26 protein-coding genes, 9 other RNA genes and 1 pseudogene are annotated in these 22,688 nt (G+C 68.2%); 7 read left to right on the top strand and 29 right to left on the bottom strand.

What is annotated here, in order from left to right; translation table 11 throughout:
* Positions 1–10 precede the first annotated feature (10 nt).
* The 3 genes from ACZ562_RS11470 to ACZ562_RS11460 all read right to left on the bottom strand — a co-directional run bounded on the left by ACZ562_RS11470 (position 11) and on the right by ACZ562_RS11460 (position 3,188).
* Complete coding sequence (locus tag ACZ562_RS11470) at positions 11–1,393, bottom strand: ferredoxin reductase family protein (RefSeq protein WP_471176482.1); 1,383 nt, start codon at positions 1,391–1,393, stop codon at positions 11–13.
* Between the two features lie 496 nt (positions 1,394–1,889).
* Positions 1,890–2,597 carry a L,D-transpeptidase family protein gene (locus tag ACZ562_RS11465; RefSeq protein WP_471176478.1) on the bottom strand — a complete coding sequence of 236 codons (708 nt, stop codon included), beginning with the start codon at positions 2,595–2,597 and terminating at the stop codon, positions 1,890–1,892.
* Between the two features lie 3 nt (positions 2,598–2,600).
* Complete coding sequence (locus ACZ562_RS11460; protein ID WP_471176475.1) at positions 2,601–3,188, bottom strand: pyridoxamine 5'-phosphate oxidase family protein; 588 nt, start codon at positions 3,186–3,188, stop codon at positions 2,601–2,603.
* A gap of 184 nt (positions 3,189–3,372) precedes the next feature.
* Between ACZ562_RS11460 and ACZ562_RS11455 the strand changes: the two genes are divergently transcribed.
* From ACZ562_RS11455 to ACZ562_RS11430, 6 genes are all read left to right on the top strand, one after another.
* Entirely contained in the window at positions 3,373–4,566 is a 1,194-nt protein-coding gene (locus tag ACZ562_RS11455; protein WP_471176472.1) for an argininosuccinate synthase, read from the top strand.
* A gap of 51 nt (positions 4,567–4,617) precedes the next feature.
* Positions 4,618–6,048 carry an argininosuccinate lyase gene (gene argH / locus ACZ562_RS11450; RefSeq protein ID WP_471176469.1) on the top strand — a complete coding sequence of 477 codons (1,431 nt, stop codon included), beginning with the start codon at positions 4,618–4,620 and terminating at the stop codon, positions 6,046–6,048.
* 225 nt (positions 6,049–6,273) lie between these two features.
* Positions 6,274–7,101, top strand: a complete 828-nt coding sequence (locus ACZ562_RS11445) for an alpha/beta fold hydrolase (protein WP_471176466.1) — start codon at positions 6,274–6,276, stop codon at positions 7,099–7,101.
* Between the two features lie 63 nt (positions 7,102–7,164).
* Positions 7,165–8,136: an aldo/keto reductase gene (locus tag ACZ562_RS11440; protein ID WP_471176463.1), complete on the top strand. Its 972-nt coding sequence runs from the start codon at positions 7,165–7,167 to the stop codon at positions 8,134–8,136.
* Between the two features lie 86 nt (positions 8,137–8,222).
* Positions 8,223–8,774 carry a TetR/AcrR family transcriptional regulator gene (locus tag ACZ562_RS11435; protein WP_471176456.1) on the top strand — a complete coding sequence of 184 codons (552 nt, stop codon included), beginning with the start codon at positions 8,223–8,225 and terminating at the stop codon, positions 8,772–8,774.
* Complete coding sequence (locus ACZ562_RS11430) at positions 8,771–10,294, top strand: MFS transporter (RefSeq protein ID WP_471176453.1); 1,524 nt, start codon at positions 8,771–8,773, stop codon at positions 10,292–10,294. Before ACZ562_RS11435 ends, ACZ562_RS11430 begins: the two co-directional genes overlap by 4 nt.
* A gap of 77 nt (positions 10,295–10,371) precedes the next feature.
* Here the strand turns inward: ACZ562_RS11430 and ACZ562_RS11425 are convergent, their stop codons facing one another.
* The gene (locus ACZ562_RS11425; RefSeq protein ID WP_471176880.1) at positions 10,372–11,043 is read right to left on the bottom strand and encodes a lysophospholipid acyltransferase family protein; all 672 of its coding nucleotides are present in this window, start codon (positions 11,041–11,043) and stop codon (positions 10,372–10,374) included.
* 476 nt (positions 11,044–11,519) lie between these two features.
* Between ACZ562_RS11425 and ACZ562_RS11420 the strand changes: the two are divergent.
* Positions 11,520–12,131 (top strand): annotated as a pseudogene (locus ACZ562_RS11420) (glycerophosphodiester phosphodiesterase family protein); the annotation flags it as partial.
* Positions 12,132–12,525: 394 nt separating this feature from the next.
* Here ACZ562_RS11420 and ACZ562_RS11415 read toward each other — a convergent pair.
* From ACZ562_RS11415 to ACZ562_RS11295, 25 genes are all read right to left on the bottom strand, one after another.
* Positions 12,526–12,933, bottom strand: coding sequence for a recombinase family protein (locus ACZ562_RS11415; RefSeq protein ID WP_471176451.1), 408 nt, complete (start codon positions 12,931–12,933; stop codon positions 12,526–12,528).
* A gap of 10 nt (positions 12,934–12,943) precedes the next feature.
* Positions 12,944–13,291 carry a hypothetical protein gene (locus ACZ562_RS11410; RefSeq protein WP_471176448.1) on the bottom strand — a complete coding sequence of 116 codons (348 nt, stop codon included), beginning with the start codon at positions 13,289–13,291 and terminating at the stop codon, positions 12,944–12,946.
* A 265-nt stretch (positions 13,292–13,556) separates the two neighbouring features.
* A complete protein-coding gene (locus ACZ562_RS11405) occupies positions 13,557–14,432 on the bottom strand; it encodes an AcrVA2 family anti-CRISPR protein (RefSeq protein WP_471176446.1) in 876 nt (291 codons plus the stop codon).
* A gap of 71 nt (positions 14,433–14,503) precedes the next feature.
* Positions 14,504–14,842 carry a histone-like nucleoid-structuring protein Lsr2 gene (locus tag ACZ562_RS11400; RefSeq protein WP_471176444.1) on the bottom strand — a complete coding sequence of 113 codons (339 nt, stop codon included), beginning with the start codon at positions 14,840–14,842 and terminating at the stop codon, positions 14,504–14,506.
* A gap of 217 nt (positions 14,843–15,059) precedes the next feature.
* A complete protein-coding gene (locus tag ACZ562_RS11395) occupies positions 15,060–15,536 on the bottom strand; it encodes a hypothetical protein (RefSeq protein WP_471176442.1) in 477 nt (158 codons plus the stop codon).
* Positions 15,537–15,570: 34 nt separating this feature from the next.
* Positions 15,571–15,861: a hypothetical protein gene (locus ACZ562_RS11390; protein ID WP_471176440.1), complete on the bottom strand. Its 291-nt coding sequence runs from the start codon at positions 15,859–15,861 to the stop codon at positions 15,571–15,573.
* A 118-nt stretch (positions 15,862–15,979) separates the two neighbouring features.
* Entirely contained in the window at positions 15,980–16,189 is a 210-nt protein-coding gene (locus ACZ562_RS11385; protein ID WP_471176437.1) for a hypothetical protein, read from the bottom strand.
* Between the two features lie 18 nt (positions 16,190–16,207).
* An RNA gene (locus tag ACZ562_RS11380) (hammerhead ribozyme type II) lies at positions 16,208–16,272 on the bottom strand.
* A gap of 19 nt (positions 16,273–16,291) precedes the next feature.
* Positions 16,292–17,365 carry an AcrVA2 family anti-CRISPR protein gene (locus ACZ562_RS11375; RefSeq protein WP_471176435.1) on the bottom strand — a complete coding sequence of 358 codons (1,074 nt, stop codon included), beginning with the start codon at positions 17,363–17,365 and terminating at the stop codon, positions 16,292–16,294.
* Between the two features lie 19 nt (positions 17,366–17,384).
* Positions 17,385–17,447, bottom strand: an RNA gene (locus tag ACZ562_RS11370) — hammerhead ribozyme type II.
* A 15-nt stretch (positions 17,448–17,462) separates the two neighbouring features.
* The gene (locus ACZ562_RS11365) at positions 17,463–17,588 is read right to left on the bottom strand and encodes a hypothetical protein (RefSeq protein WP_471176432.1); all 126 of its coding nucleotides are present in this window, start codon (positions 17,586–17,588) and stop codon (positions 17,463–17,465) included.
* The gene (locus tag ACZ562_RS11360) at positions 17,585–18,082 is read right to left on the bottom strand and encodes a hypothetical protein (protein ID WP_471176430.1); all 498 of its coding nucleotides are present in this window, start codon (positions 18,080–18,082) and stop codon (positions 17,585–17,587) included. The genes ACZ562_RS11365 and ACZ562_RS11360 overlap by 4 nt, the downstream gene beginning before the upstream one ends.
* Before the next feature lie 25 nt (positions 18,083–18,107).
* An RNA gene (locus ACZ562_RS11355) (hammerhead ribozyme type II) lies at positions 18,108–18,173 on the bottom strand.
* A gap of 7 nt (positions 18,174–18,180) precedes the next feature.
* On the bottom strand, positions 18,181–18,645 hold the full coding sequence (locus ACZ562_RS11350; RefSeq protein WP_471176427.1) for a hypothetical protein: 465 nt from the start codon (positions 18,643–18,645) through the stop codon (positions 18,181–18,183).
* 27 nt (positions 18,646–18,672) lie between these two features.
* An RNA gene (locus ACZ562_RS11345) (hammerhead ribozyme type II) lies at positions 18,673–18,738 on the bottom strand.
* A 6-nt stretch (positions 18,739–18,744) separates the two neighbouring features.
* Complete coding sequence (locus tag ACZ562_RS11340; protein ID WP_471176425.1) at positions 18,745–19,674, bottom strand: hypothetical protein; 930 nt, start codon at positions 19,672–19,674, stop codon at positions 18,745–18,747.
* A gap of 29 nt (positions 19,675–19,703) precedes the next feature.
* Positions 19,704–19,766: hammerhead ribozyme type II (locus tag ACZ562_RS11335), an RNA gene on the bottom strand.
* Positions 19,767–19,823: 57 nt separating this feature from the next.
* Positions 19,824–20,270 carry a hypothetical protein gene (locus ACZ562_RS11330; protein ID WP_471176423.1) on the bottom strand — a complete coding sequence of 149 codons (447 nt, stop codon included), beginning with the start codon at positions 20,268–20,270 and terminating at the stop codon, positions 19,824–19,826.
* Between the two features lie 26 nt (positions 20,271–20,296).
* Positions 20,297–20,359, bottom strand: an RNA gene (locus tag ACZ562_RS11325) — hammerhead ribozyme type II.
* A 15-nt stretch (positions 20,360–20,374) separates the two neighbouring features.
* Complete coding sequence (locus ACZ562_RS11320; protein WP_471176420.1) at positions 20,375–21,037, bottom strand: hypothetical protein; 663 nt, start codon at positions 21,035–21,037, stop codon at positions 20,375–20,377.
* Positions 21,038–21,062: 25 nt separating this feature from the next.
* Positions 21,063–21,125: hammerhead ribozyme type II (locus ACZ562_RS11315), an RNA gene on the bottom strand.
* A 9-nt stretch (positions 21,126–21,134) separates the two neighbouring features.
* Complete coding sequence (locus tag ACZ562_RS11310) at positions 21,135–21,683, bottom strand: hypothetical protein (RefSeq protein ID WP_471176418.1); 549 nt, start codon at positions 21,681–21,683, stop codon at positions 21,135–21,137.
* Positions 21,684–21,711: 28 nt separating this feature from the next.
* Positions 21,712–21,774, bottom strand: an RNA gene (locus ACZ562_RS11305) — hammerhead ribozyme type II.
* A 7-nt stretch (positions 21,775–21,781) separates the two neighbouring features.
* Positions 21,782–22,591: a hypothetical protein gene (locus tag ACZ562_RS11300; protein ID WP_471176415.1), complete on the bottom strand. Its 810-nt coding sequence runs from the start codon at positions 22,589–22,591 to the stop codon at positions 21,782–21,784.
* A 27-nt stretch (positions 22,592–22,618) separates the two neighbouring features.
* An RNA gene (locus tag ACZ562_RS11295) (hammerhead ribozyme type II) lies at positions 22,619–22,681 on the bottom strand.
* Positions 22,682–22,688: the final 7 nt, after the last annotated feature.

Below are 22,688 nucleotides of genomic sequence, written 5' to 3'. Positions count from 1 at the left end.
GTCCCGTCGCTCACATCTCGAACGACTCGTGATGGATGCGGCGGGCGGGAACCCCCGCGCCGCGCAGTGCCTCGTACACGGACTGCGCGAAACCGGTCGGCCCGCACATGAAGACGTCGTGCTCGTCGATGTCCGGCAGCTTGCGGCGCAGGCTGTCCGGGGAGATGTCCGGGCGTTCCCCGTCCGGGCTGTTGACCGCGTACATGAGCCGGGCGCCGCGCTCGTCCGCGATGGCGGCGAGCTCGTCCCACAGGGCCAGGTCCTGGGTGCTGTTGGCCCGGTAGAGGAGGGTGATGTCGCCGGCCGCACCGGGGAGCGTCTCGAACAGCGCCCGCATCGGGGTGATCCCGACACCGCCCGCGACCAGCAGCACCTTGCCGCGGCTGCGGCGCTGGGCGGTCATCGCGCCGTACGGTCCTTCGGCCCAGACCTTGGTGCCGGGTGTGAGTTCGCGAAGCCGGCTGCTGTGGTCGCCGATCGCCTTCACCGTGATCCGCAGCATGCCGGGGCGGGGAGCCGCCGACAGCGAGTACGGGTGGGAGCTGAACCGCATGCCCGGCGCCAGAAACCGCCAGCGGAGGAACTGCCCGGCCTCCGCACCCATCCGGTGCAGCTTGCGCCCGCCGATCAGCACCGACACGACGCCCGGCGTCTCCTCGATCACCGCTTCGACCAACATCCGGTGACGGAGGTTCAGCCGGATCGGGGTGAGGATGCGGTACCAGACCACGAGCGCGGTGACCGTGCCGTACAGCCCGTACCAGACGGTCTTCGCGGTGGGCTCGACGGCGAAGTCATTGCCGGTGGTGATCTGGTGCCAGAACGTCAGGAACACCGCGGCGTACGTCATCAGGTGCACGTGGTACCAGGCGTCGTACGGCATCCTGCGGCGGATCCCGCCGACCGACACCAGCCCGATGAGGAACAGCAGACCGGTGCCGATGGCGGCCTTGCCCATGTCCGGCAGCTGGTTGATGGAGTCGATCGTCTGCTGGACGATGTCGCCGAGCGACTTGCCGGCCTGCAGCGCGTAACCCCACATCGTGAGGAAGACGTGCGCGACGACCAGGCAGATCGTGTACCGGCCGCTCATCGCGTGCCAGCGCGCGACCCGGTCGGAGCCGACCCGGCGTTCCAGGGCGGGCACCCGGGCCATCTGCAGCACCACGAGCGCCATCAGGTAGCCGGCGAGCAGGCCGGTGATCCGGCCCGCGTTGAGGATCTTGCTGTTGTCGTCGGCGATGGACGGGGTGTTGTGCCACCACAGCCACAGCACACCGGCCGCCCCGGCCCAGACGGCGATCAGCAGGATGGTCGCCGGTGAGCGGCGCGGGCGGATGCGGCGCATCGTCTGGCGGCGGGCGGCGCGGCCGCCTGCGAGCGTCGTGGTCACGATTCCTCCGGGGACGGGAGCAAGGGGGGTGGCGTGGTCCCTCGGTCCTCATGTACGTGCCGCGTCGCCCGTGTGTTCAGCCGCCTGCCGAGTCCGGTGCGGACTGGAGTGACCGGCGGTAACCCGCTTTCCGGCGGGTCGGCGGTCGTCCGCCCCACCGGCAGCCTCAACGTCCGACTGACCGTCAGGAACGAGAAGCGACTGGCCGCGGTCCCGCCCGACGGAGCGGGCCGACCGTAGGCCTCTCCTCCGTGGACGACTACCGGGTCATGGTGAGGGAGGTCCGGTCACGGCGCTCAGGGCCGAGGGGGCGCGCTCTCGGCGGTGTCGCCGGCCGAGTGGCGGGCGGCCTCGCCCTGCCGGCGCAGAACGGGCCGCCTCCCCTGCGCATCTCGCGGCCTCTCCGTCATGGAGATCATTGCCCCACCGGCAGGCGTCCGCAGCTTTCCGGCCCCAAGTCCCGTAGTGCTCTACGTGGTTTCACTCACCCCCGGCCTCAGTAACGCGTGACCGCGGTCACCCCGCCCGCGGTCCCGATGGCGATATGGGGCTCCTTCGCAGGATCGGCCCACACGAGGATCCGCCGCATCGCATCCGACGACACCGAGACACAACCCGCCGTGGCCCCACGCCCGTTGACATGCAGGAAAATGCCGGCGCCGCGCCCCCGCACCGGCCGCTCGTAGTTGAACGCGATGACGAGCGCATACGCGTACTGCGTCGGATACGAGATCAACCGCTCGGCCTCACCCGCCCGGCAGTCCGCGGGACGTGGCTCGACCCAACGGTTGTACGCCCGCGAGCCGTTGTCCTGACACCACCACGAATCCCGGTGCACGGCACGGAACTTGTATGCCGTCCCACCCGGTGCACTCTTGACACCGAAGGCGTACGGCAGCTCGTACAGCCCCGTCGGCGTGGTGTTCGTCCCCTGCCGGCGCGCGGCCCCGTCGACGAGCCCCTTCGCGCCGAACCGGGCAGCCGCCGAACCGGCCTTGACCCACGTCCCACCCCGCAGGTCCCACCAGGTCACCGTGCCGGATGTCGACCCGGCCCTCGGCGCCACCGCCGTGATCAGCTGACTGCCACCCCCGCTGTCCGCCATCCGCGCAGGCAACGGGGCATCCGCCGGGCCGCCGGGCGGCGCGGCACCGAGCGAGAGGAAGGACGAGGACACGAGACCGGCGGCAACAGCGGAGCGCATGGCTCAGACCGTAGACGGCGGCAGCGGCAGCGGCAGCCCGGGTAGGCCATCCAGGCTCGTCGCGATGTGGTCCTTCTTCGCGAAGTACTCGCCGAGCGATGCGTCGTCCTCGCGCGCGAAGCGCTTTCCGTGCAGGTCGCGGTCCTCGTCGTACGACATGTACGGGACGGCGTAGCCGCAGGAGTCCCGGATCAGCTCGGCGGTGACGAGGATGACGGCGCGCAGTCCGTGCGCGGTCGCGTCGATGTCCGGGAAGCGGGCGAGGAGTTCCTTGAACCGCGGGTCGTCGCGGAAGACCGGTTCACCGCGGCCGTGCACCCGGACGATGTTCGGAGGGCCCTGGAAGGCGCACCACATGAGGGTGATCCGGCCGTTCTCGCGCAGATGGGCGATGGTCTCCGCGTTGGAGCCGGCGAAGTCGAGGTAGGCCACGGTGTGCTCGTCGAGCACCGAGAAGGAGCCCTTGAGGCCCTTGGGGGAGAGGTTGACCGTACCGTCGCCGGAGAGGGGGGCGGACGCGGTGAAGAAGAGGGGCTGCGCCTCGATGAACGTGCGCAGCCTGCCGTCGATGCGTTCATAGGTCTTTCCCATGTCTGACGATTATGGGCGACGCGGTCGATGGTCGACACGTGCCTCCTGGATCTTTGTCCCCTTGCTCTTTCCAAGCCTCCTTCGGAATCTTCTCCAACCGGAGGGTTTGCGGTACCGGATTGACGAATCATGCAGAGTTCTGCATACTCATGCATAACAGGAAATGCGCACCGAGGAGAATCCCGTGACCGAGCGCGTCGTACTCGCCTACTCGGGCGGTCTGGACACCTCCGTCGCCATCGGCTGGATCGCCGAGGAGACGGGCGCCGAGGTCATCGCCGTCGCGGTCGACGTCGGTCAGGGCGGCGAGGACCTGGACGTCATCCGCAAGCGGGCCCTCGCGTGCGGCGCGGTCGAGGCCGAGGTCGCCGACGCCAAGGACGAGTTCGCCGACGAGTACTGCCTCCCGGCGATCAAGGCCAACGCCCTCTACATGGACCGCTACCCGCTGGTCTCCGCGCTCTCCCGGCCGACGATCGTCAAGCACCTCGTCGTCGCCGCCAGGAAGCACGGCGCCACCACGGTCGCCCACGGCTGCACCGGAAAGGGCAACGACCAGGTCCGCTTCGAGGCCGGCATCGTCGCCCTCGCCCCCGACCTCACGTGCATCGCCCCGGTCCGCGACTACGCGATGACCCGTGACAGGGCCATCGCGTTCTGCGAGGAGAAGAACCTCCCGATCGCGACCACCAAGAAGTCGCCGTACTCCATCGACCAGAACGTCTTCGGGCGTGCCGTGGAGACCGGTTTCCTCGAGGACATCTGGAACGCCCCGGTCGAGGACGTGTACGAGTACACCCGGAACCCGGCCGTCGCCCGTGACGCAGACGAAGTGATCATCACCTTCGAGCAGGGTGTCCCGGTCGCGCTCGACGGCAAGCCCGTCACCGTCCTGCAGGCCGTCCAGCAGCTCAACGAACGCGCCGGCGCCCAGGGCATCGGCCGGATCGACATGGTCGAGGACCGGCTCGTCGGCATCAAGTCCCGCGAGGTGTACGAGGCGCCGGGCGCGATCGCCCTGATCACCGCCCACCAGGAGCTGGAGAACGTCACCGTCGAGCGTGAACTCGCCCGCTACAAGCGGCAGGTCGAGCAGCGCTGGGGCGAGCTGGTCTACGACGGCCAGTGGTTCTCCCCGCTCAAGCGCGCCCTGGACGGCTTCATCGACGAGGCCAACCGGCACGTCAACGGCGACATCCGGATGACCCTGCACGGCGGCCGCGCGGTCGTCACCGGCCGGCGCTCCGAGTCGTCCCTCTACGACTTCAACCTCGCCACGTACGACACGGGCGACACCTTCGACCAGGCCGCGGCCAAGGGCTTCATCGACATCTACGGCCTGTCGTCGAAGATCGCCGCGAAGCGGGACCTCGCGTAAGCAGTAGTGTCCCCCAAGCAACACAGCCACCATCTCCGAGGAGCACAGCAAGTGAGCAGCAACAGCGGTGACGTACGGCTCTGGGGCGGACGTTTCGCCGACGGTCCCGCCGAGGCCCTGGCGAAGCTGTCCGCGTCCGTCCACTTCGACTGGCGGCTGGCGCCGTACGACATCGCGGGCTCACGCGCCCACGCGCGCGTGCTGCACAAGGCGGGCCTGCTCACGGAGGACGAGCTGACCCGGATGATCGGCGGCCTCGACCAGCTGGAAGCCGATGTCGCCGACGGATCCTTCGTGGGCACGATCGCCGACGAGGACGTCCACACCGCCCTGGAGCGCGGCCTCCTGGAGCGCCTCGGCCCCGACCTCGGCGGCAAGCTCCGGGCCGGCCGCTCCCGCAACGACCAGGTCGCCACCCTCTTCCGGATGTACCTGCGCGACCACGCCCGGATCATCGGCGGTCTGATCGCCGACCTCCAGGACGCGCTGATCGGCCTGGCCGAGGCGCACCCGGACGTGGCGATGCCGGGCCGCACGCACCTCCAGCACGCCCAGCCGGTGCTCTTCGCCCACCACGTCCTGGCCCATGTGCAGTCCCTGTCCCGGGACGCCGAGCGGCTGCGCCAGTGGGACGAGCGGACGGCGGTCTCGCCGTACGGCTCGGGTGCCCTGGCCGGGTCCTCCCTCGGTCTCGACCCGGAGGCGGTCGCCGAGGATCTCGGCTTCGAGCACGGCAGCGTCGGCAACTCCATCGACGGCACGGCCTCCCGCGACTTCGTCGCCGAGTTCGCCTTCGTCACCGCGATGACCGGTGTGAACCTCTCGCGGATCGCCGAGGAGGTCATCATCTGGAACACGAAGGAGTTCTCCTTCGTGACCCTGCACGACGCGTTCTCCACCGGCTCGTCGATCATGCCGCAGAAGAAGAACCCGGACATCGCCGAGCTCGCCCGCGGCAAGTCGGGCCGTCTCATCGGCAACCTGACCGGCCTGATGGCCACGCTCAAGGCTCTCCCGCTGGCGTACAACCGCGACCTCCAGGAGGACAAGGAGCCGGTGTTCGACTCCTGCGACCAGCTGGAGGTCCTGCTCCCCGCCTTCACCGGCATGATGGCCACGCTCACCGTCAACCGTGACCGCATGGAGGAGCTGGCCCCGGCCGGCTTCTCGCTCGCCACCGACATCGCCGAGTGGCTGGTCAAGCAGGGCGTGCCGTTCCGTGTCGCGCACGAGGTCGCCGGCGAGTGCGTGAAGGTCGCCGAGGCCGAGGGCAAGGAGCTGGACGGCCTGACCGACGAGCAGTTCGCGAAGATCTCCGCCCACCTGACCCCCGAGGTCCGCTCCGTCCTCAACGTCCCCGGCGCCCTCGCCTCCCGTGACGGCCGCGGCGGTACGGCGCCCAGTGCCGTCGCCGTCCAACTGGCCGAGGTGAAGGCGGACGTGGTCGCGCAGCACGCGTGGGCCACTGCCAAGCAGGCATAGCCCGGCCCGCCAGCAGTCGCCGAAGGGCCCGGACGCCACTTGAGTTCTAGTGGTGTCCGGGCCCTTCGCGCTGTCCCGGACCGCTCGACGCGGCACCTCTCGATAACGGATGCGATTCGGCCACTGGCCGGAACCTTGACTTGTCCCTACTCGGAGGTAACTATTCCGGTTCTGGTCGGCATGGCCGAACGCCGGCCGGTTGCAGCCGAGCATGAAAGGGACGTCATGCGCGCAAGACGCACAAAACGAACAGCCCGCCTCCTCGCCGTCACGGCAATAGCGGCGGTCTGCGCCTTCGGCCTCACGGCCCCCGCGGGCGCCGCCGACACCCCGCCACCGGGTGCCAACGACTGGTCCTGCAAGCCGGACTTTGCCCACCCGCAGCCCGTGGTCCTCGTGAACGGCACGTTCAAGACCTCGTACGAGAACTGGCTGACCCTCTCGCCCGCACTCGCGGACGCCGGTTACTGCGTCTTCTCCTTCGAGTACGGCGACCTGGAGACCGCCCCGATCGCGGACTCTGCGGCCGAGCTGCGCGACTTCGTGGGCGCCGTGCTCGGCGCGACCGGTGCCAAGAAGGCCGACATCGTCGGCCACAGCCAGGGCGGCATGATGCCCCGCTACTACGTGAAGTTCCTCGGTGGCGCGACCAAGGTCGACGACCTCGTCGGCATCGTGCCCTCCAACCACGGCACCGGCAACCCGCTCGCCCTCGTGGCCGGCGCCACCGTCTGCCCCTCCTGTGTCGACCAGACCGCAGGCTCGGACTTCCTGAAGAAGCTCAACGCCGACCCGGAGACGCCGGTGGGCCCCGACTACACGGCGATCGCCACTCGCTACGACGAGGTCGTGACGCCGTACACCAGCGCCTTCCTCGACGGCCGGGACTCCTATGTCACCAACGTGCTGCTCCAGGACCGCTGCCCGCTCGACCCCACCGAGCACGACCAGGCGCCCAAGTCGCCGCTCGTCCAGCAGTGGGTGCTGGATGCCCTCAAGCGGAGCGGACCGGCCGACCCGGCCTTCGGTCCGCGCTGCGTCAGCTCGGGCTGAACGGCTCGGGGCTGGGTAGATTGGTGCCGGATCCCCCTCCGCCGATCGTGCAGGGAGCGCCCCATGCCGTTCAGTCGCCTGGCCGCCACGACCACACCCACCGCGCACATCGGTCTGGGCCTGGCCGCCGTCGGCCGTCCGGGCTACATCAATCTCGGCCGGGAGGGCGACCTCCCGGCCGAGCGCACCGTCGACGCCCTGCGCCGCCGTACCCATGAACTCCTCGACGCCGCCTACGCCCAGGGCGTCCGCTACGTCGACGTCGCCCGCTCCTACGGCCGCTCCGAGGAGTTCCTCGCCGACTGGCTGAACGCCCGCCCCGACATCGACGACGTCGTCATCGGCAGCAAATGGGGCTACACCTACACCGCCGGCTGGACCACCGACGCCGAACAGCACGAGGTGAAGGACCACACGGTCGAGACGTACGTGCGGCAGCGCGCCGAGACCGGCGCACTGCTGGGCGACCGCCTCGACCTCTACCAGATCCACTCGGTGACCCCGGACAGCCCGGCCCTCACCGACAAGGATCTCCACGCCGAGCTGGCGGAGGCCGCCGCCCAGGGGCTGAGCGTCGGCTTCTCCACCAGCGGCCCGGCGCAGGCCGACGCCATCCGCGCCGCGCTCGCCGTGACGGTCGACGGAAACCCCCTCTTCCGTACCGTCCAGTCCACGTACAACGCCATGGAGACCTCGGCCGGCCCCGCGCTCGCCGAGGCCCATGACGCCGGACTCACGGTGATCGTCAAGGAGGGCATGGCGAACGGGCGCCTCGCCGAGCCGTATGCGCCGGACGCACTGAAGGCCGTGGCGCGGGAAACGTCCCTCGGCTGCGACGCGGTCGCGCTCGCCCTGATCCTGCGGCAGCCCTGGGCCGGCGTCGTCCTCTCCGGCGCCGCCACGGTCAACCAGCTCGCCTCCAACCTGCACGCGGCGGTCGTCGACCTCGACGAGGACCAGCTGACCCGGCTCGCCACCCTCGTGGAGGCGCCGAGCGCGTACTGGGAGCGGCGCGGGCAGCTGCCCTGGCACTGAGCGACAGACCCGCCCCCGGGCTACGGGAGTGAGCCACGTGTGCCTATTGTGAGACATGAATGTCTCACATGGACTATTCTCGTCTCATGACCGTCGATCGTGACCATGTGCTGCGCACCGCCGCGGCCCTGCTGACCCGCAAATCCACCGCGACGATGGACGAGGTCGCCAGGGCCGCCGGGATCAGCCGGGCCACGCTGCACCGCCACTTCGCCGGGCGCGACGCACTCGTACGGGCGCTGGAGTCGCTCGGCATCGCGGAGTGCGAGGCCGCCCTCGACGCGGCCCGGCCCGACGAGGGGCCGGCGAGCGACGCCGTACGCCGACTGGTGCGCGAGATCGAACCGGCCGCCGGACTGCTCGCCTTCCTCTACACCGAGAACCAGCTGTTCGAGGGCGAGGAGCAGAACGAGGGCTGGGCCCGCCTCGACGCCCGTATCTGCGCCCTGTTCCGGCGCGGCCAGGAGAGCGGTGAGTTCCGCATCGACCTCACCCCGGCCTGGCTCACCGAGGCGCTCTACGGCCTGATGGCCTCCGGCGCCTGGGCGGTCACGGAAGGCCGTGTCGCCCGCAAGGACTTCACCCACATGATCGTCGAGCTGTTGCTCGGCGGCGCACTGCGAAGAGAGGAATCATGACCAGCACCCTGCAGCCGGCGACGACGACCGAGGCGGTGCAGCGCCCGGGCCGCTGGCTGGCGCTCTGCGTCCTCGTCCTCGCCGTGCTGCTGGTGGCCGTCGACGCGACTGTCCTCGGTCTCGCGACCCCCTACATCAGCGAGGACCTCAAGCCCTCCGGCACCCAGCTCCTGTGGATCGGAGACGTCTACTCCTTCGTCATCGCCGGTCTGCTCGTCTCCATGGGCAGCCTCGGCGACCGCATCGGCCGCAAGCGGATCCTGCTCGCCGGCGCCACGGCGTTCGGCGCGATATCGGTCCTGAACGCCTATGCCTCCACACCCGAGCTGATGATCCTGGCCAGGGCGCTGCTGGGCGTCGCCGGCGCGACCCTGATGCCGGCCACGCTCGCCCTCATCCGCAACCTCTTCCACGACCCGCGCGAGCGCAGCCTCGCCATCGGTGTCTGGGGCGCAACCGCCTCCGCGGGCACGGCGATCGGGCCGATCGCGGGCGGCTTCCTGCTCGAGCACTTCTGGTGGGGCTCGGTCTTCCTCATCAACCTGCCCGTGATGGCGGTGCTGGTCCTCGTCGGCATCCGGCAGCTGCCCGAGTCCCGCAACCCGAACCCCGGCCCGTGGGACATACCCGGCCTCGTGCTGTCGCTCGTCGGCATGATCGGCGTCGTGTACGCGGTGAAGGAGGCCGCCTCGCACGGGTTCGCGTGGCCCACGCTCGCCGTGGGCCTGCTGGGCGCGGCGGCGCTGTACTCGTTCGTACGGCGTCAGCTCACACTTCCGGTCCCGCTGCTGGACATGCGCCTGTTCCGCGACCGTGGCTTCAGCGGCGCGGTCCTGGCCGACCTGCTGACCATCCTCGGCCTCTCCGGCCTGGTCTTCTTCCTGTCCCAGTACCTGCAACTCGTCCAGGGCAGACCCCCGTTCGAGGCGGGCCTGGCGGAACTGCCCGCCGCCGTGGGCGCGGTGGCGTCCGGCCTGGTCGCGGGCCATGTGGCCCGCCGCTTCTCGGTGCGGGCGGTGGTCTCCGGCGGCCTCGCGGCGATCGGCCTGGCCCTGGCCGCGCTCACGGTGATCGACCAGTCCACCGGCTACCCGCTGCTCGGAGCCGCGCTCCTGGTCGTCGGCATCGGCGCCGGATTCTCCTTCACCGTGACCTCCGACGTCATCCTGTCCGCCGTCTCCAAGGAGCAGGCGGGCGCCGCCTCGGCCGTCTCGGAAACGGCGTACGAACTGGGCGCGGCCATGGGCATCGCCGTACTCGGCTCGATCGTGACGAGTGCCTACAGCGGCTTCACTGCGCCGGCGGGCACACCGGCCGAGGCGCACGAGTCACTGGGGGGCGCGGTGGAGGCGGCGGCAGGCATGCCCACGGACACGGCCCAGGCCATGCTCTCCTCGGCCCGGGAGGCCTTCGTCCACGGCCTGACGCTCGCGTCTGGTGCCGGCGCGGCGGTCCTGCTCGCCACGGCAGTGGCAGCGTGGTTCCTGCTGCGCGGTCAACGGCTCGACGGCAGGCCCTGAGGAGCGCGGGGCTGTATCGACGGGCGGCTCCGCGGGTGGGCGCGAGCAGCCACACAAGACGGTCCTATGAGACGGTCTTACGCCGCCTTGGCCTTGGTCGCATACATGTCCACGTACTCCTGCCCGGAAAGCCGCATCACCTCGGCCATCACGGAATCCGTCACGGCCCGCAGCACATACCGGTCCCGGTCCATCCCCTCGTACCGGGAGAACTCCATCGCCTCACCGAACCGGACGGTGACCCGCCCGGGGCGGGGCATGCCCGCCCCGCCCGGCTGCAACTTGTCCGTACCGATCATCGCGAAGGGAACGACGGGCGCACCGGTCATCAGAGTGAGCCGCGCGATACCCGTGCGGCCGCGGTACAGACGGCCGTCGGGTGACCGCGTGCCCTCCGGGTAGATGCCGAAGATCTTGCCCTCTTCGAGAACGCGGCGGCCGGTCATCAGCGCGGCCACGCCCCCGCGGCCGCCGTCGCGGTCGACCGGGATCATGCCGACGCCGGTGAAGAACCAGGCCATCAGCCTGCCCTTGAGGCTCTTGCCGGTGACGTACTCGTCCTTGCCGATGAAGACCACCTGACGGTCGCAGACCAGGGGCAGGATCATCGAGTCGATGAACGTGAGGTGGTTGCCGGCCAGGATGACCGGACCGTCGCCCGGGATGTGCTCCACGCCCTCCACCCGGGGGCGGAACATCAGGCGCATGATCGGTCCGAGCACTGCCTTGATGAGCGCGAAGCGGGACAACGGGTCCTCCGGTGTCAAGGGTCCGGTATGAGTCTGTGCAGGTGAGGACATTACTCGTGGCCCGGGGGGTCTTGCACACCGGGTTCACCGAGGTATTACGCACTGTTGACGCCTGTTTACCTGCGGTGGCGCGCCGTTGCGCGGCGGTAACCCGCCCGGAACGATGTGAGGGAAGTCGCGCACGTGCCCTCCGAACGGGTACCCGGGTTCCCCGCAGCGATGCCGACGGGCCGTCAGCCGTCCTTCCCCACACGCCATCCGGAGTCACCCGCGTGTTCCGTCGGAGGTCTCCCGCCCGTCATGGACACGCCCCTACGATCGACCCGCACCACGGCGCGGAGCCGCAGGGGCGCGCCTGTGCGGAGGAGGCGAACGCGCGGAGGCCCGAAGGGCTGAGCACGCTCCTCGACACAGGCAGGGGCGCCCCGGAGGCGGAGCCCCCGCAGAAGAGGTCAAGCCGACGGCAGGAGGCGCCCATGGGTACGGAACAGCCGCAGGAGTTGCAGGAGCCGAACCGACGGGCGCGCCGGACCGGACGCCGGGCGCTTCTCGGCGCGGCGGTGCTCGGCGCGGGCGGAGCGGTCCTCGGACTGTCCGCCACCGCGACAGCCGCCGGGGCCCGGCCCGGGAACGGCGGACTCAAGCGCCTGCCGGTGCCGACGGTCATCGGTCACCGGGGAGCCAGCGGCTACCGGCCCGAGCACACCTTCGGCTCCTACCAGCTGGCCCTCGACCTGGGCGCCGACATCGTGGAGGCAGGTGACCTGGTGCCCACCAAGGACGGACATCTCGTCTGCCGCCACGAGCCCGAGATCGGCGGCACCACGGACGTCGCGGACCACCCCGAGTTCGCCGGCCGCAAGACCACCAAGGTCCTCGACGGGGTCTCCGTCACCGGCTGGTTCACCGAGGACTTCACGCTCGCCGAGCTGAAGACCCTGCGCGCGATCGAGCGCATCCCGGCCAACCGCCCGCACAACACCCTCTACGACGGCCGCTGGGGGATCCCCACCTTCGAAGAGGTCCTGCGGTGGCAGGACGAGCAGACCCGTGAGCGGGGCAAGCAGGTCTGGGTCTACCCCGACACGCACCGTGAGTCAACACCTACTTGCATATCAGCCGCCTGACCTGCGGAAACAAGCTCATCCAAGTCGTACACCAGCCGCAGGCTCTCCGCTTCGAGGCTTTCGTCCCCCTCCAGCTTGGCCGCCAACCACATCCGCTGCTTGAGCGTCAGCGTCGCTGTCCGCGACCCCTCACCCGCAGCGAACTCCGCGTGAAGCCGGCTCACATCCCGCAGGTACCTCTCATGCGCACCCTGCTCGGGAACACCAAAGGCCCCCATCATCGACCTCCCCAAACGATCTTCGGCTTTGCCGGCAGTTTGGCACAAAGGTCCCCCGAACGGAGGCAATTCGGGCCGGAAAGCAGAAAGCCCCCGCACTCCACAAGGGAGCCGGGGGCTTCTGTACTTCCAGTCATCTACTCTCGCGACTTACGGACCCTTTCCTCGGCCTTGGCCCGCTCCTTCTCGTAGTCCTCGAAGAGACCCTGCATCGTCAGCCTGAAGTCACCGGTCACAGAGGTCAGGTCGAGGTCATCCAGTTCGACCGTGAACACCTGAACACCGTGCCTCCGCGCGGTGTCCGTCAGCACCTCCAGCGCGAACACCCGCCGGCTATACCGATCGCTCTTCGTGGCCACCACAGCCTCGAACTTGCCGGCCGCGATGTCATTCATCAGGTCGAGGAGAACGTCGTTCTTCCCAACCGCCCTGTATGTCTCCGTGACCTCCATGCCGTTCCGCTGCGCCCACTCCGCGCAGTCCTTCTCCTGCACCTCCAGCGCCAGCGGATTGCCGGCATCGGCCGTCCGGCTGTAGATCGCCACACGCTTCGTATCAGTCACCAGAGACCCCCTCGGCATCCTTCTTGCGTACCCATTCTGCGTGAGCCTCCTCGACCCGCGCCTGCCATGACTGCCACGCCTCGTAGGTCGGCAGCACCTCCGGGACGTTCTCACCGATCAGAGCCCTCGCGAACTCGTTCAGGATGATCTCCGGCACGCCGCTGGTGTACCACCCGTAGTGACGGGCGCCACGGATGGTGGTCTGCGTCTCCGAGTCCTCCTCCAGCACCTGGCGGATGAATCGGGGGTCCGGAGTGAAGTGCCACGAGTGCTTCACCATGATCCGGAGCGTGTCCATCTCGTCCTCGGTCAGCCGAAGTCCCGGCTTCCGATCCTGCATGTCTCTCCTCTCAAAGAGGAGCCCGCCACCACTGACGGGCTCCTCGGATGCTGGGCTGGCTAGCCCTGCCTCTTGCGCTGTTCTCGCTCTCTCGCGCTACACGACCCGCACCGTGTGCTCTTCCCGGTCGTGAGGTTGGCGGCCATGACCGTCTTCTCCACGCCGCAGTCGCAGACACACCGCCACCTGCGGTTGTTGTTGACGGGCGGCAGCTTCTCCAACAGCGTCCAGGAACCGAACCGATCACCTACTCGGTATTGCTCCACTAGCCGTCAGACTCCCTCAGACCCCGCAGCTCACGGCTAAGGCCGACGCCGAGCTTCACGATCTCGGTCACGTCCTCCTGCCGCGGTCGTCGGGCCTTCTTGCTCTTGCCGGCGGGCTTGACCGGCGGGCGGTACACCTCAGCGTCCTCCGGGTTGCTGCCGGCGTACGAGACGGTGTGCAGCACCTGCGTCAGGTACTTGCGCAGCCACGTCGCCAGCCGGGTGATGTCCCGCTCGCCCAGGTCGTCGCTGAAGTGGAAGCCGCTCACCGTTTTGGTGACCGCCTCGGCGACCGTGGTGGACCTTCCGTCGAACGGCACCGTGCACCGCAGCGTCTGGAGCACCAGACCTTCCGCGGTCGAGATGTACCCGACGAACATGACGCCCAGGTCCTCGAACCGGTCGTCGGCCATCGAGCACAGGAGCTGCCCGTTGTCCCACCGCCCGAAGGTGTGGGCGACGAGCGGGATGCCGATCTTCTCCCGGTAGTACTGCGTGTCCTCGTCCGAGAAGTCCGGGGTGTTGAGGACGACGAGGGGGTTGCGGTATCGCAGCTCCCTTGCGACAGCCTTCGGCAACTCAGCCGGCGACTCCGACAGAGCGGCCAAGAGGTACTCGTCCATCGCGAGCACGGCCCTGTCGCCCTGCCAGAGCTGGTGGATGGCCGCGTCACGGCTCACCGCCAGCATCTCGCGTTGCTCGGCCGGGTTCTCCGGGATGAGCCCGTTGGGCACCTGCTTGATTCCGGCCATCACGTAGGGCACCAGGGCGCGCATCGCCGGGTACCGACTCACGCCCCCCTGAATGTGCGACTGCATGGCCTTGACCATGCCTCTGGCCAGTTCCAGCGTCTTCCTGTCGCTGCGCTCTTCCATTCCCTCTCCTCTCAAAACAGCAGAGGGCCCAGCCGGACCACCCGGCGGGACCCTCTCTCTGCTGCGTTGAACTACTCGCCCGCGTGCGCCTTCTCGAAGGCGTCGCGAACCTCGGTGGGCACACGACCGCGGTTCGACAGGTCAGGCCAGCCGTTCGACCTGGCCCACGCCCGTATGGTCGCGCTGCTTGCCGGCACATCGCTCCTGATGGCCATCGAGACCTTCCGGCTCGCCGGCTTGCGACGACGACCAGCCTCCACGTACGGGCCGAGGACTCCTCGGAGCACCTTCGCGTTGCTGGTCGTCAGGTCGATTTCGTAGCTCTTGCCGTCGACACCGAACGACACCGTCTCGTCGGCCTCGCTGCCGTCGAGGTCGTCGACCAGGAGGACCTGAACCTTCTGCGCCACTTGCTCGCCTCTCCTCGCATTTCGTTGCAAGGCAAACTACCTCGCACGGGACCGCTTACTCCTGGCCCCTTCAGGTCCTCCCCGCCGGAGGAGAGAGTTCGGTGACGGCGGGGAGGCCCTGAACGGATCAGGAGAGTGGTCGGGGCCTCCGGGAGGAGAGGTGTGGTGACCGGAGGCCCCTGAGTGCCCCGGCCGGGAATCGAACCCGGCTACACCATCAGGGCTGCTCTGTGCCCAGAGCGTCTTTCAGCTTCGTCATCTCCTGCTGCACGAACCGCAGCAGCTCGCCTCGCTCCTCGTCGAGCTGGTGCCGGCGGCGAAGGACGTCGGCGAGCTTCGCCGACAGCTCCTTCTCCTCCGCCTCCAGCCGTGCGTCCTGCTCGGCCAGGGCATCGAGGCGTTCCTTCGCGCGGGTGGCCGGCGAACGGGGAGGAGCGGACTTCTTGGTCCGCGCCTGGCGGGCCACCTCTTCCTGTATCCGCCGGTACTCGTCGAACTCCGCGGTGACGTAGTACTTCGTCGTCACCGCACCACGCCTCGTCATGACGATCTTGGGGAAGCTCGCGTGCCGGCGGATCCAGCTACTCACCGTGCTGGGGTCGACGCCTGCGCGCTTGGCCAGCTCGGTGACCGTGGACAGCTCCGACTCGCGGCCTCGAAACTCCGACCGGTGCCACTCGACCTGCTCGTCCACGGCTCTCCTCTCAGCTACGGCGGCTGGCATAAACCTACCGCCGTGCTGCCAGGGTGATGACCAGCTCAGCCGCCCAGGATCGCAGGGCTTCGTCCGGCATCGTCGGCCGGTACTCAGCGACCAGCTCGTCGATGCGGACCTCCCGCTGCATGCCCTGGGTCAGCTCGGCGTCCACGTCCGAGGACACCACGACACCGGGGTCCAGGGTGGTGACACCGAGCGACACCGTCGCACCGTCGTCGCCGAGAAGGATCGCGGCGTCAGCCAGAGGGCGGACCCCGTCCGCGCAGACCTCGACGAGACGGAGCCTGTTCAGTTCCTGCATGGGCTCTCTCCTCTTTCACTGCTGCGGGCACCCACCCGCATGGCCCCCCGCCCCAGCCTCGGATACTGGGGAGATCCGCCTGACGGATTCCGGGGGAGCGGCATGAGCCGCTGGGGGACTACTGCGTCACCAGCTCCAGCTCGCCGATGATCTTCACGGTCCTCGGCGACACGATGGACCAGTGCGACGCGCAGCCCCGGCACATCACGTACTCGAACGTCTGGGGCTCACCGTGCTCGGTGAAGGTCATCTCGACCTTGCGGGTCGCGTCCCGGAGGCACAGACCCGTACCGTCCTCGGTCAGACCGTTGCCAGACTCGCACTGCATAGATCTCTCCTCTCAACCAACTGACTGCCTTCGTCAGGCCCCAGGCACCACCCTGGGACGACCCCCTTCCAGGGGTTTCGGCTTTGTTGGTAGGTGCGCCGGCTACTCGACCGGCACCACGATGCCCTCCGCCTGCTCACCGAAGAGCGCGGCGTTCACCAGGATCGGAGGAATCCACTTCGTCTTCTTGAGCTTCTTGGCCGGACCCCACCGGAAGGTGTGCGGGTGACCCCGCCGGACGTGAGGGATCACGCTCTTGCCGGTGCGGACGCTCACCTGGCGCAGCCGCTCCACCTTTTCGTGGAAGGAGCGGATCGCCGGACCGATACGCCAGCCGACCCGGAGAACCTGGGCGGCCTTCTCGGGCCGGCCACCGCCCTTCCGCTTGCGCGGAGGAGCGACCGTGGCCGTGCGCTCGATGTCGGGCTTGTCGCAGCACAGGTACAGCAGGTGCGAGATCATGATCAGGGACAGCCGGCGGATGTAGTCGGTCAGTGCCTCGTCGCCCGGAGTCGCCTCCGTCCCGACGATCGCCTCGCGAACCACCGCGTCCCCGTCGATCATCTTCCGCACCGTCGTATTGCCGGCCGCCGTCGGAGCGAACATCTCCACGTGGGTCGGGTACGGACGGACGCTTCCCGTTTCGTCGTAGCAGTCGATGACCGCGACGACCAGGTACGGCGCCCCCTCGTACTCCGAGATCTCGGCGGTCGTGACGACCTGGTTGCGGGCCGGTCGGCCAGTCACCAGGAAGCCCCGCAGCGCTGCGCGCTCGCCCAGCTCGTTGGTGACCTCGATCGGCTCTCGGAAGACGATCATGGGGTTGGGATGCGGGAGCTGCCTCAGCACTTCGCCGGGGAACTCCGCGTCCATCTCCATGTCCATCAGGCTCGCGGACAGATCGGGGTCGATGTCGTAGACGACCTTGGTCTTCTCCCAGAGCCGGGTTGCTCCGACGATGCATGCCGATGCGAGCATCGACGCTGCTTCGCCCTCGCTGGCCGGCCGTGGCAGGCTGTCGACGTCTGCCTCCAACCCCATGGCCATCCGGACCAGCGGCATCAGCCCGAGCTGCCGAAGATGCAACTCGTGGGCCCTCACGATGCCGCTGACGAGCTTCGCGGCCACTGCGGCTCCGGACATCAGATCCGGCCGCTGTACGGCACTCGTGCTCATGTGTCTCTCCTCTCAACACTGACGGCTGCCGTCGTCAGGCCGTGGGCACCACCCCACGACGACGCCTCCCGGCGTTTCGGCATGTTGGAACTGGGCTTCAGAGACGGACGCCGAGGCGGATCCACTGCTCACCGTCGACCGAGCAGTACAGCTCGCGGATGGAGTGGACCTCGCCGCGGTACCACCAGGACCGGGACACGACCTTGATCCGGGTCGCCATCACGGACGCCGGCCGTACTGCTCGTAGTAGTCACGCTCGTGGCCGGGGCAGAACGTCATGTCCTCGCCCTTCGGGAAGGTGCAGTACTCCGACCAGGGAAGCCCGTAGGCCGACTGGTATCCGCACTGTCCCTCCTTGACCTGGTCCTCGTCGTTGACGATCGGAGCCTTCGCCGGCTCCGTCTCGCCGCGCAGCAGGGACCGCCACGCCGCGGTGAGCGCCGGGCCGTCCTCGTTGCCGAGGGAGTAGAACCCGTAGAAGACCAGGTCTTCGTTGTTGGCCCAGTTACGGTCGAAGTCCAGCTCGACGAGCGCGTACTCGTAGCCTTCGTCCAGCCCCTCGTCGGAGTAGACCTGGCCGAGGACGCAGAAGTGCCCGTGGTCGATGTCGAGCAGGTCGAGGTGGATCCGCTCGCGCCAGTTCTCCGGGCCGCATAGGTTCAGGAACTCGAACCCGTTGGACGCGCGCTGCTCCACAGACAGACTCGCAACACCCATGACTCTCTCCTCTCGTAGCTGACTTCAGCGGCTGCCGTCATCAGGCCGTGGGCACCACCCCACGACGACCTCCTCTCGGGAGGTTTCGGCATGTTGGATCAGTTCTTGTTCTTGAGGGGGGTGAGGGTGGACAGCAGCAGTTCCGCCGCCGCCTTCACCTCGTCGCCCGCGTCCCAGAACCTCTGGAAGTACTCGCCGAGGATCTTCCGGTCCAGAGCCTCGGAGTCGGTCTCGTCGCCCTGCTCGTCGCGGTACTGGTCTCGGACGTCCACCCACTCGCCGTCCACGACCTCCCAGCCCTTGACCTTCGCCCGCAGCGCCGACAGACGCTCCTCGGCCGTCTCGTCGAGGCCGAACAGGGGGCGGATGGTCACCAGCGGGTGTTCGTCGATGTGGCCGGCCAGACGGGAGGACGGGTCCTCCTCCGGACGCCACCGCTCGGTCAGCTCGTACTCAACGTCACGAGCCACCTCGGTCGCCAGGACCGTCGGATTGGCTGCGGCGTCCACGCACAAGTCGACGAAGCCGGCGAAGTGCACCCGGACCGTCTTGGGCTCGCTCATCGCTCTCTCCTCTCAGAGCTGACTCAGCTTTGGCTGCCTTCGTCAGGCCCACAGCACCACCCGTGGACGACCTCCCTTCAGGAGGTTTCGGCTTGTTGATCACATGCTTGCGTTCACCTTGGACGCGGTCTCGGCGAGGCGGCCGATGTCCCGCTTGGCCCACCGCTTCCTCTGGGCGATGGACTTCCGGATGCCCGCCTCGAATGCCTCGACCAGGTACTGCACCAACTCGGGGGAGCGGCGGATGTCGGACCGGTCCGGCAGGTACAGCTCGTTGACCGGCGGCAGGATCCCCAGGCGCGTGAACGCCTCCACAACGGACCACTGCCACCCGCGGTCGAGACTCGTGGGGCAGATGCCGAACTCCAGGTCGGCGTGCGTCTGCACGAGGCACACCGGGAGGTCGGCAAGCAACTCCGCCGCCTCCTGGGGCCGGTCGAACTTCTCCATCACCTCCTCGAAGAAGCAGAAGTAGGAGTTCTCGGCCGGCAGAAGGCCGAACTCGCCGTACACGACGTACGCCTCCTGCCAGTCAGGCAGGGTCTCCTTGCCGGTGGCGACGTCGCACGGGTCGGTGTGCTCACCGACGAACCGAACGTGCATCCCGGCCATGGGCTTCAACTGATCGACCGGGATCCGCTCGGGGTCCGGGACGTGGTTCCACGCCCAGCCACCGCCGCCGATGTCGTACAGACCGTCCACGTCGGGGTCGATCACCGCCACGTGTTCGGACGGCTTCTCGGAGCCCAGCGTGAACGACCAGGAGACCAACAGCACGAGAGCGGACTTCTCCACCGCCGGCTGGCCCTCCTCGGCGAATCGGTTCGCGATGCTCTGCTCGACGACGTGAACCGTCTCCCAGTCGACACCGCGCTCCCGGTTCATGGCCTGCGTGTACTTGGCGACCTCGCGGACCTGGTCCAGAGTGAACCGGGGCCGAAGGAAGCCGTTCCACCTGTCGTCCAGCACGGCCATCGCCTCGAACACGGGCGAGTCGTCGAGCTGGACGCGCACAGGCTGCATAGACATAGAACTCTCTCCTCTCGAAGCTGACTCAGCTTTGGCTGCCTTCGTCAGGCCCACGGCACCACCCGTGGACGACGCCTCCCGGCGTTTCGGCATGTTGGATTGCCGGCAGGCACGCGAGTGCACCTGGCCGGCGAACCGGATTGGATCTCTCAGCCCTCGAACTCGGGGTCCGCGAAGGCACCCAGGATGTCGAAGGCCGCCTCCTCGTAGTTCGCCTTGGTGCTGTCGAACTCGTGGAGCCGCTCCTCGGGAACGTCGCCCTCCTCGTCCTTCACGGACGCGGCGTACTTGTCCCAGTCCCGCATCGTCTCGGACGCCGACTGGACCGCGGTCGTGGTGTCCCAGATGTTCAGCTCGTCGATGGCCTGCACGAGGTCCCCAGGTTCGAGGGACTCCTCGCTGTACATCAGGTGCTCGTTGATCTCGGACTCGATGCCACCGATCACTTCGCGGACCACGTCCTCGGGGGAGCGCGGCTTGTCGTAGTGGTCGAGCATTGCGGCCTTGACCACGATCTTGCCCGTGAAGTAGATGGTGAACTGCTCCGTGGGAACGGTCTCCTCGGGCGCCTCGACAACCTCGGTCTCGTTGCTCATGTGCTCTCTCCTCTCAGAACTGACTTCAGCGGCTGCCGTCATCAGGCCGTGGGAACCACCCCACGACGACGCCTCCCGGCGTTTCGGCAAGTTGAATCAAGGGATCACCAGCGGACCGCGCCCATACCGGTGATCAGGGACTTCACGTGCGACGCGGTGTCGACGGCGTTGTTGACCTCCGTCCACGTACCCGACAGGACCGGTTCGCCGTTGTGGTAGACGCCCCAGGACCAGCCCTCCCCGAAGGGGTTGGTCAGGTCCAGGAACAGGCCGTCCTCGGCGGACAGCACGACCTGTGCGGCCCAGCAGTTGCCGCCCGTCGGGATCACTTCGGACTTGATGGCGTGGTGCGTGAGCTGTTCGACCAGACTCTCGGCACCCTTGCGCTCGTCCCACTCCTCCTTCGTCTCCTCGGGAGGCGCGGGCCAGGTGAGCGTCGGGAACAGCCGACGGATCTGCTGTTCAGCCCACGGGTACACCACGTCGAACGACTCCTGGTCGGGTTCGTTGACCCAGAAGTGCATGCCGTCGGCGCAGCCGGCGGACTCGTCGGCCAGTGCCTGCATGACCTGCTCGACCGTCAGCTCCTCCAGCGTGTCGCCGTTCACGAGCGTGTGCGCGTAGCGCTGGTGGAGCTTCGCCGTCATCGACTCCGCGTCCATCGCGTAGCTCGTCGTGATCAGAGCGCAGACGGTCTCGCCGTCCTTGCCCGTGATGATCTCGAACGATGCCGGCGTGATGTCCCGCAGATCGTGAGTGTCCTTCATAGCTCTCTCCTCTCGAAGCTGAATCAAGCGGCTGCCGTCATCAGGCCCACAGCACCACCTGTGGACGACGCCTCCCGGCGTTTCGGCATGTGTTGGATCAGGACCCGAGCGCGAAGAACGCGACCAGGTTCTTGATGTGCGGAGCGATCTCCTCGGGGGACATCTCCTCCTTGTTCTGCGTGATGATCTGGAACTCCTCGCCGATCACCGACCAGCCGACCGGACGGTCCACAGGACCTTCGGTACCGAAGATGACGTAGCACTCTTCGGCCAGGTGGACTTCCACGTTGTGGCACCCACCGCCCGTGTGCTCGTAGATGGCCGGAATGCCAGCGGAGATCAGGACCGCGTGGAGGTGGGTGTCTGCCTTGTCGAAGGAGTAGATCTCCTTCACCATCGCCTGGATGATGTCGGCGATCTGCTCGACGGACTCCTCCCGCCACGACCCGGCGCAGACCTGGCCGTGCTCGTTGAGGAGTTGCCAGTCGTAGCCGCAGTCGGCGGGCTCCCACGCGACCATCAGGCGGAGGTGACGCCATGCGATGGCGACCTCCGGACCGGCGCTGTCACCGACGTGGGAGTACGCGACATCGCGCTTCTCCAGCTCGCCGGCGAGCACGTCCAGTCGCTCCTGGGTCTTAACCATGTGCTCTCTCCTCTCAGAGCTGACTCAGCTTTGGCTGCCGTCGTCAGGCCACGGGCACCACCCCGTGACGACGCCTCCCGGCGTTTCGGCATGTTGGATCACATCTCGAAGTAGATCTGGTCGTCGCGGATCCACAGACGGCCGACCGGCCAGCGCCCGGACTCCGAGTGCAGCTTCAGACGCACCTGCTTCGGGATGGCCTTGTTCGTGCGGAAGTTGCGCGGCTGGTGACCCCAGCGCCCCCGCTTGGACTGCCAGTACATCTGGCCCGCCTGTTCAGCGGGGATGCCCAGAAGACGCTCCTTGTTCCTGTCGACGAACTCACGGCACATCTGCATCCAGCGCTCGCGCGCCTTGGCGTCCGCGATGTCGTCAACGGTCAGGTGCTCGACGGCTTCCCACTCGTCCCCACCGACGCCGTTCTCGTCCGGGTTGGACTCGAACCACAGCGCCTCGCCGAGCGCCCATCGGGCGAACTCGTCGATGTAGGTGGGCCAGTGCACCTCGTCGATGGGGTTGGTCACCTCGGACCAGGTCCACAGACCTGCCCCGATCGCGTACCGACCGTCCTCCCCCGGCTTGAGCACCTTGGCGCACTTGTCGGGGCCGTCGGAGAAGAACCACTGCCAACTGATGTGGAGCACCACGACCGCCATGACGGGGTCGGACTCCAGCTCGTCGGCGCCGTTGGGGAACCCGGTGAAATCGGGTGCCTCGATGACTCGGATCTCCTCCGCGTACTGGTGGCCGTCCTCGGCGATGATCTCGTCGCAGTCAGCAGCGATCTGCTTGACCGTCTCCAGATCGAATCGCGGCATGAGGAAGCCGTTCCAGGTGAGGGACCGGTCGATCACGGCCTCGTAGACGTTCTTGCCGTCGGCGGTGACCTTGACCGTTTCGAATCCCATAGCTCTCTCCTCTCAGAGCTGACTCAGCTTTGGCTGCCTTCGTCAGGCCGTGGGCACCACCCCACGACGACGCCTCCCGGCGTTTCGGCGATTGCTG

It is taken from the genome of Streptomyces sp. NPDC040410 (assembly GCF_055595715.1).
The sequence above is the reverse complement of the archived record's forward strand: the minus strand, read 5'-3'. Positions and strand labels throughout refer to the sequence as shown.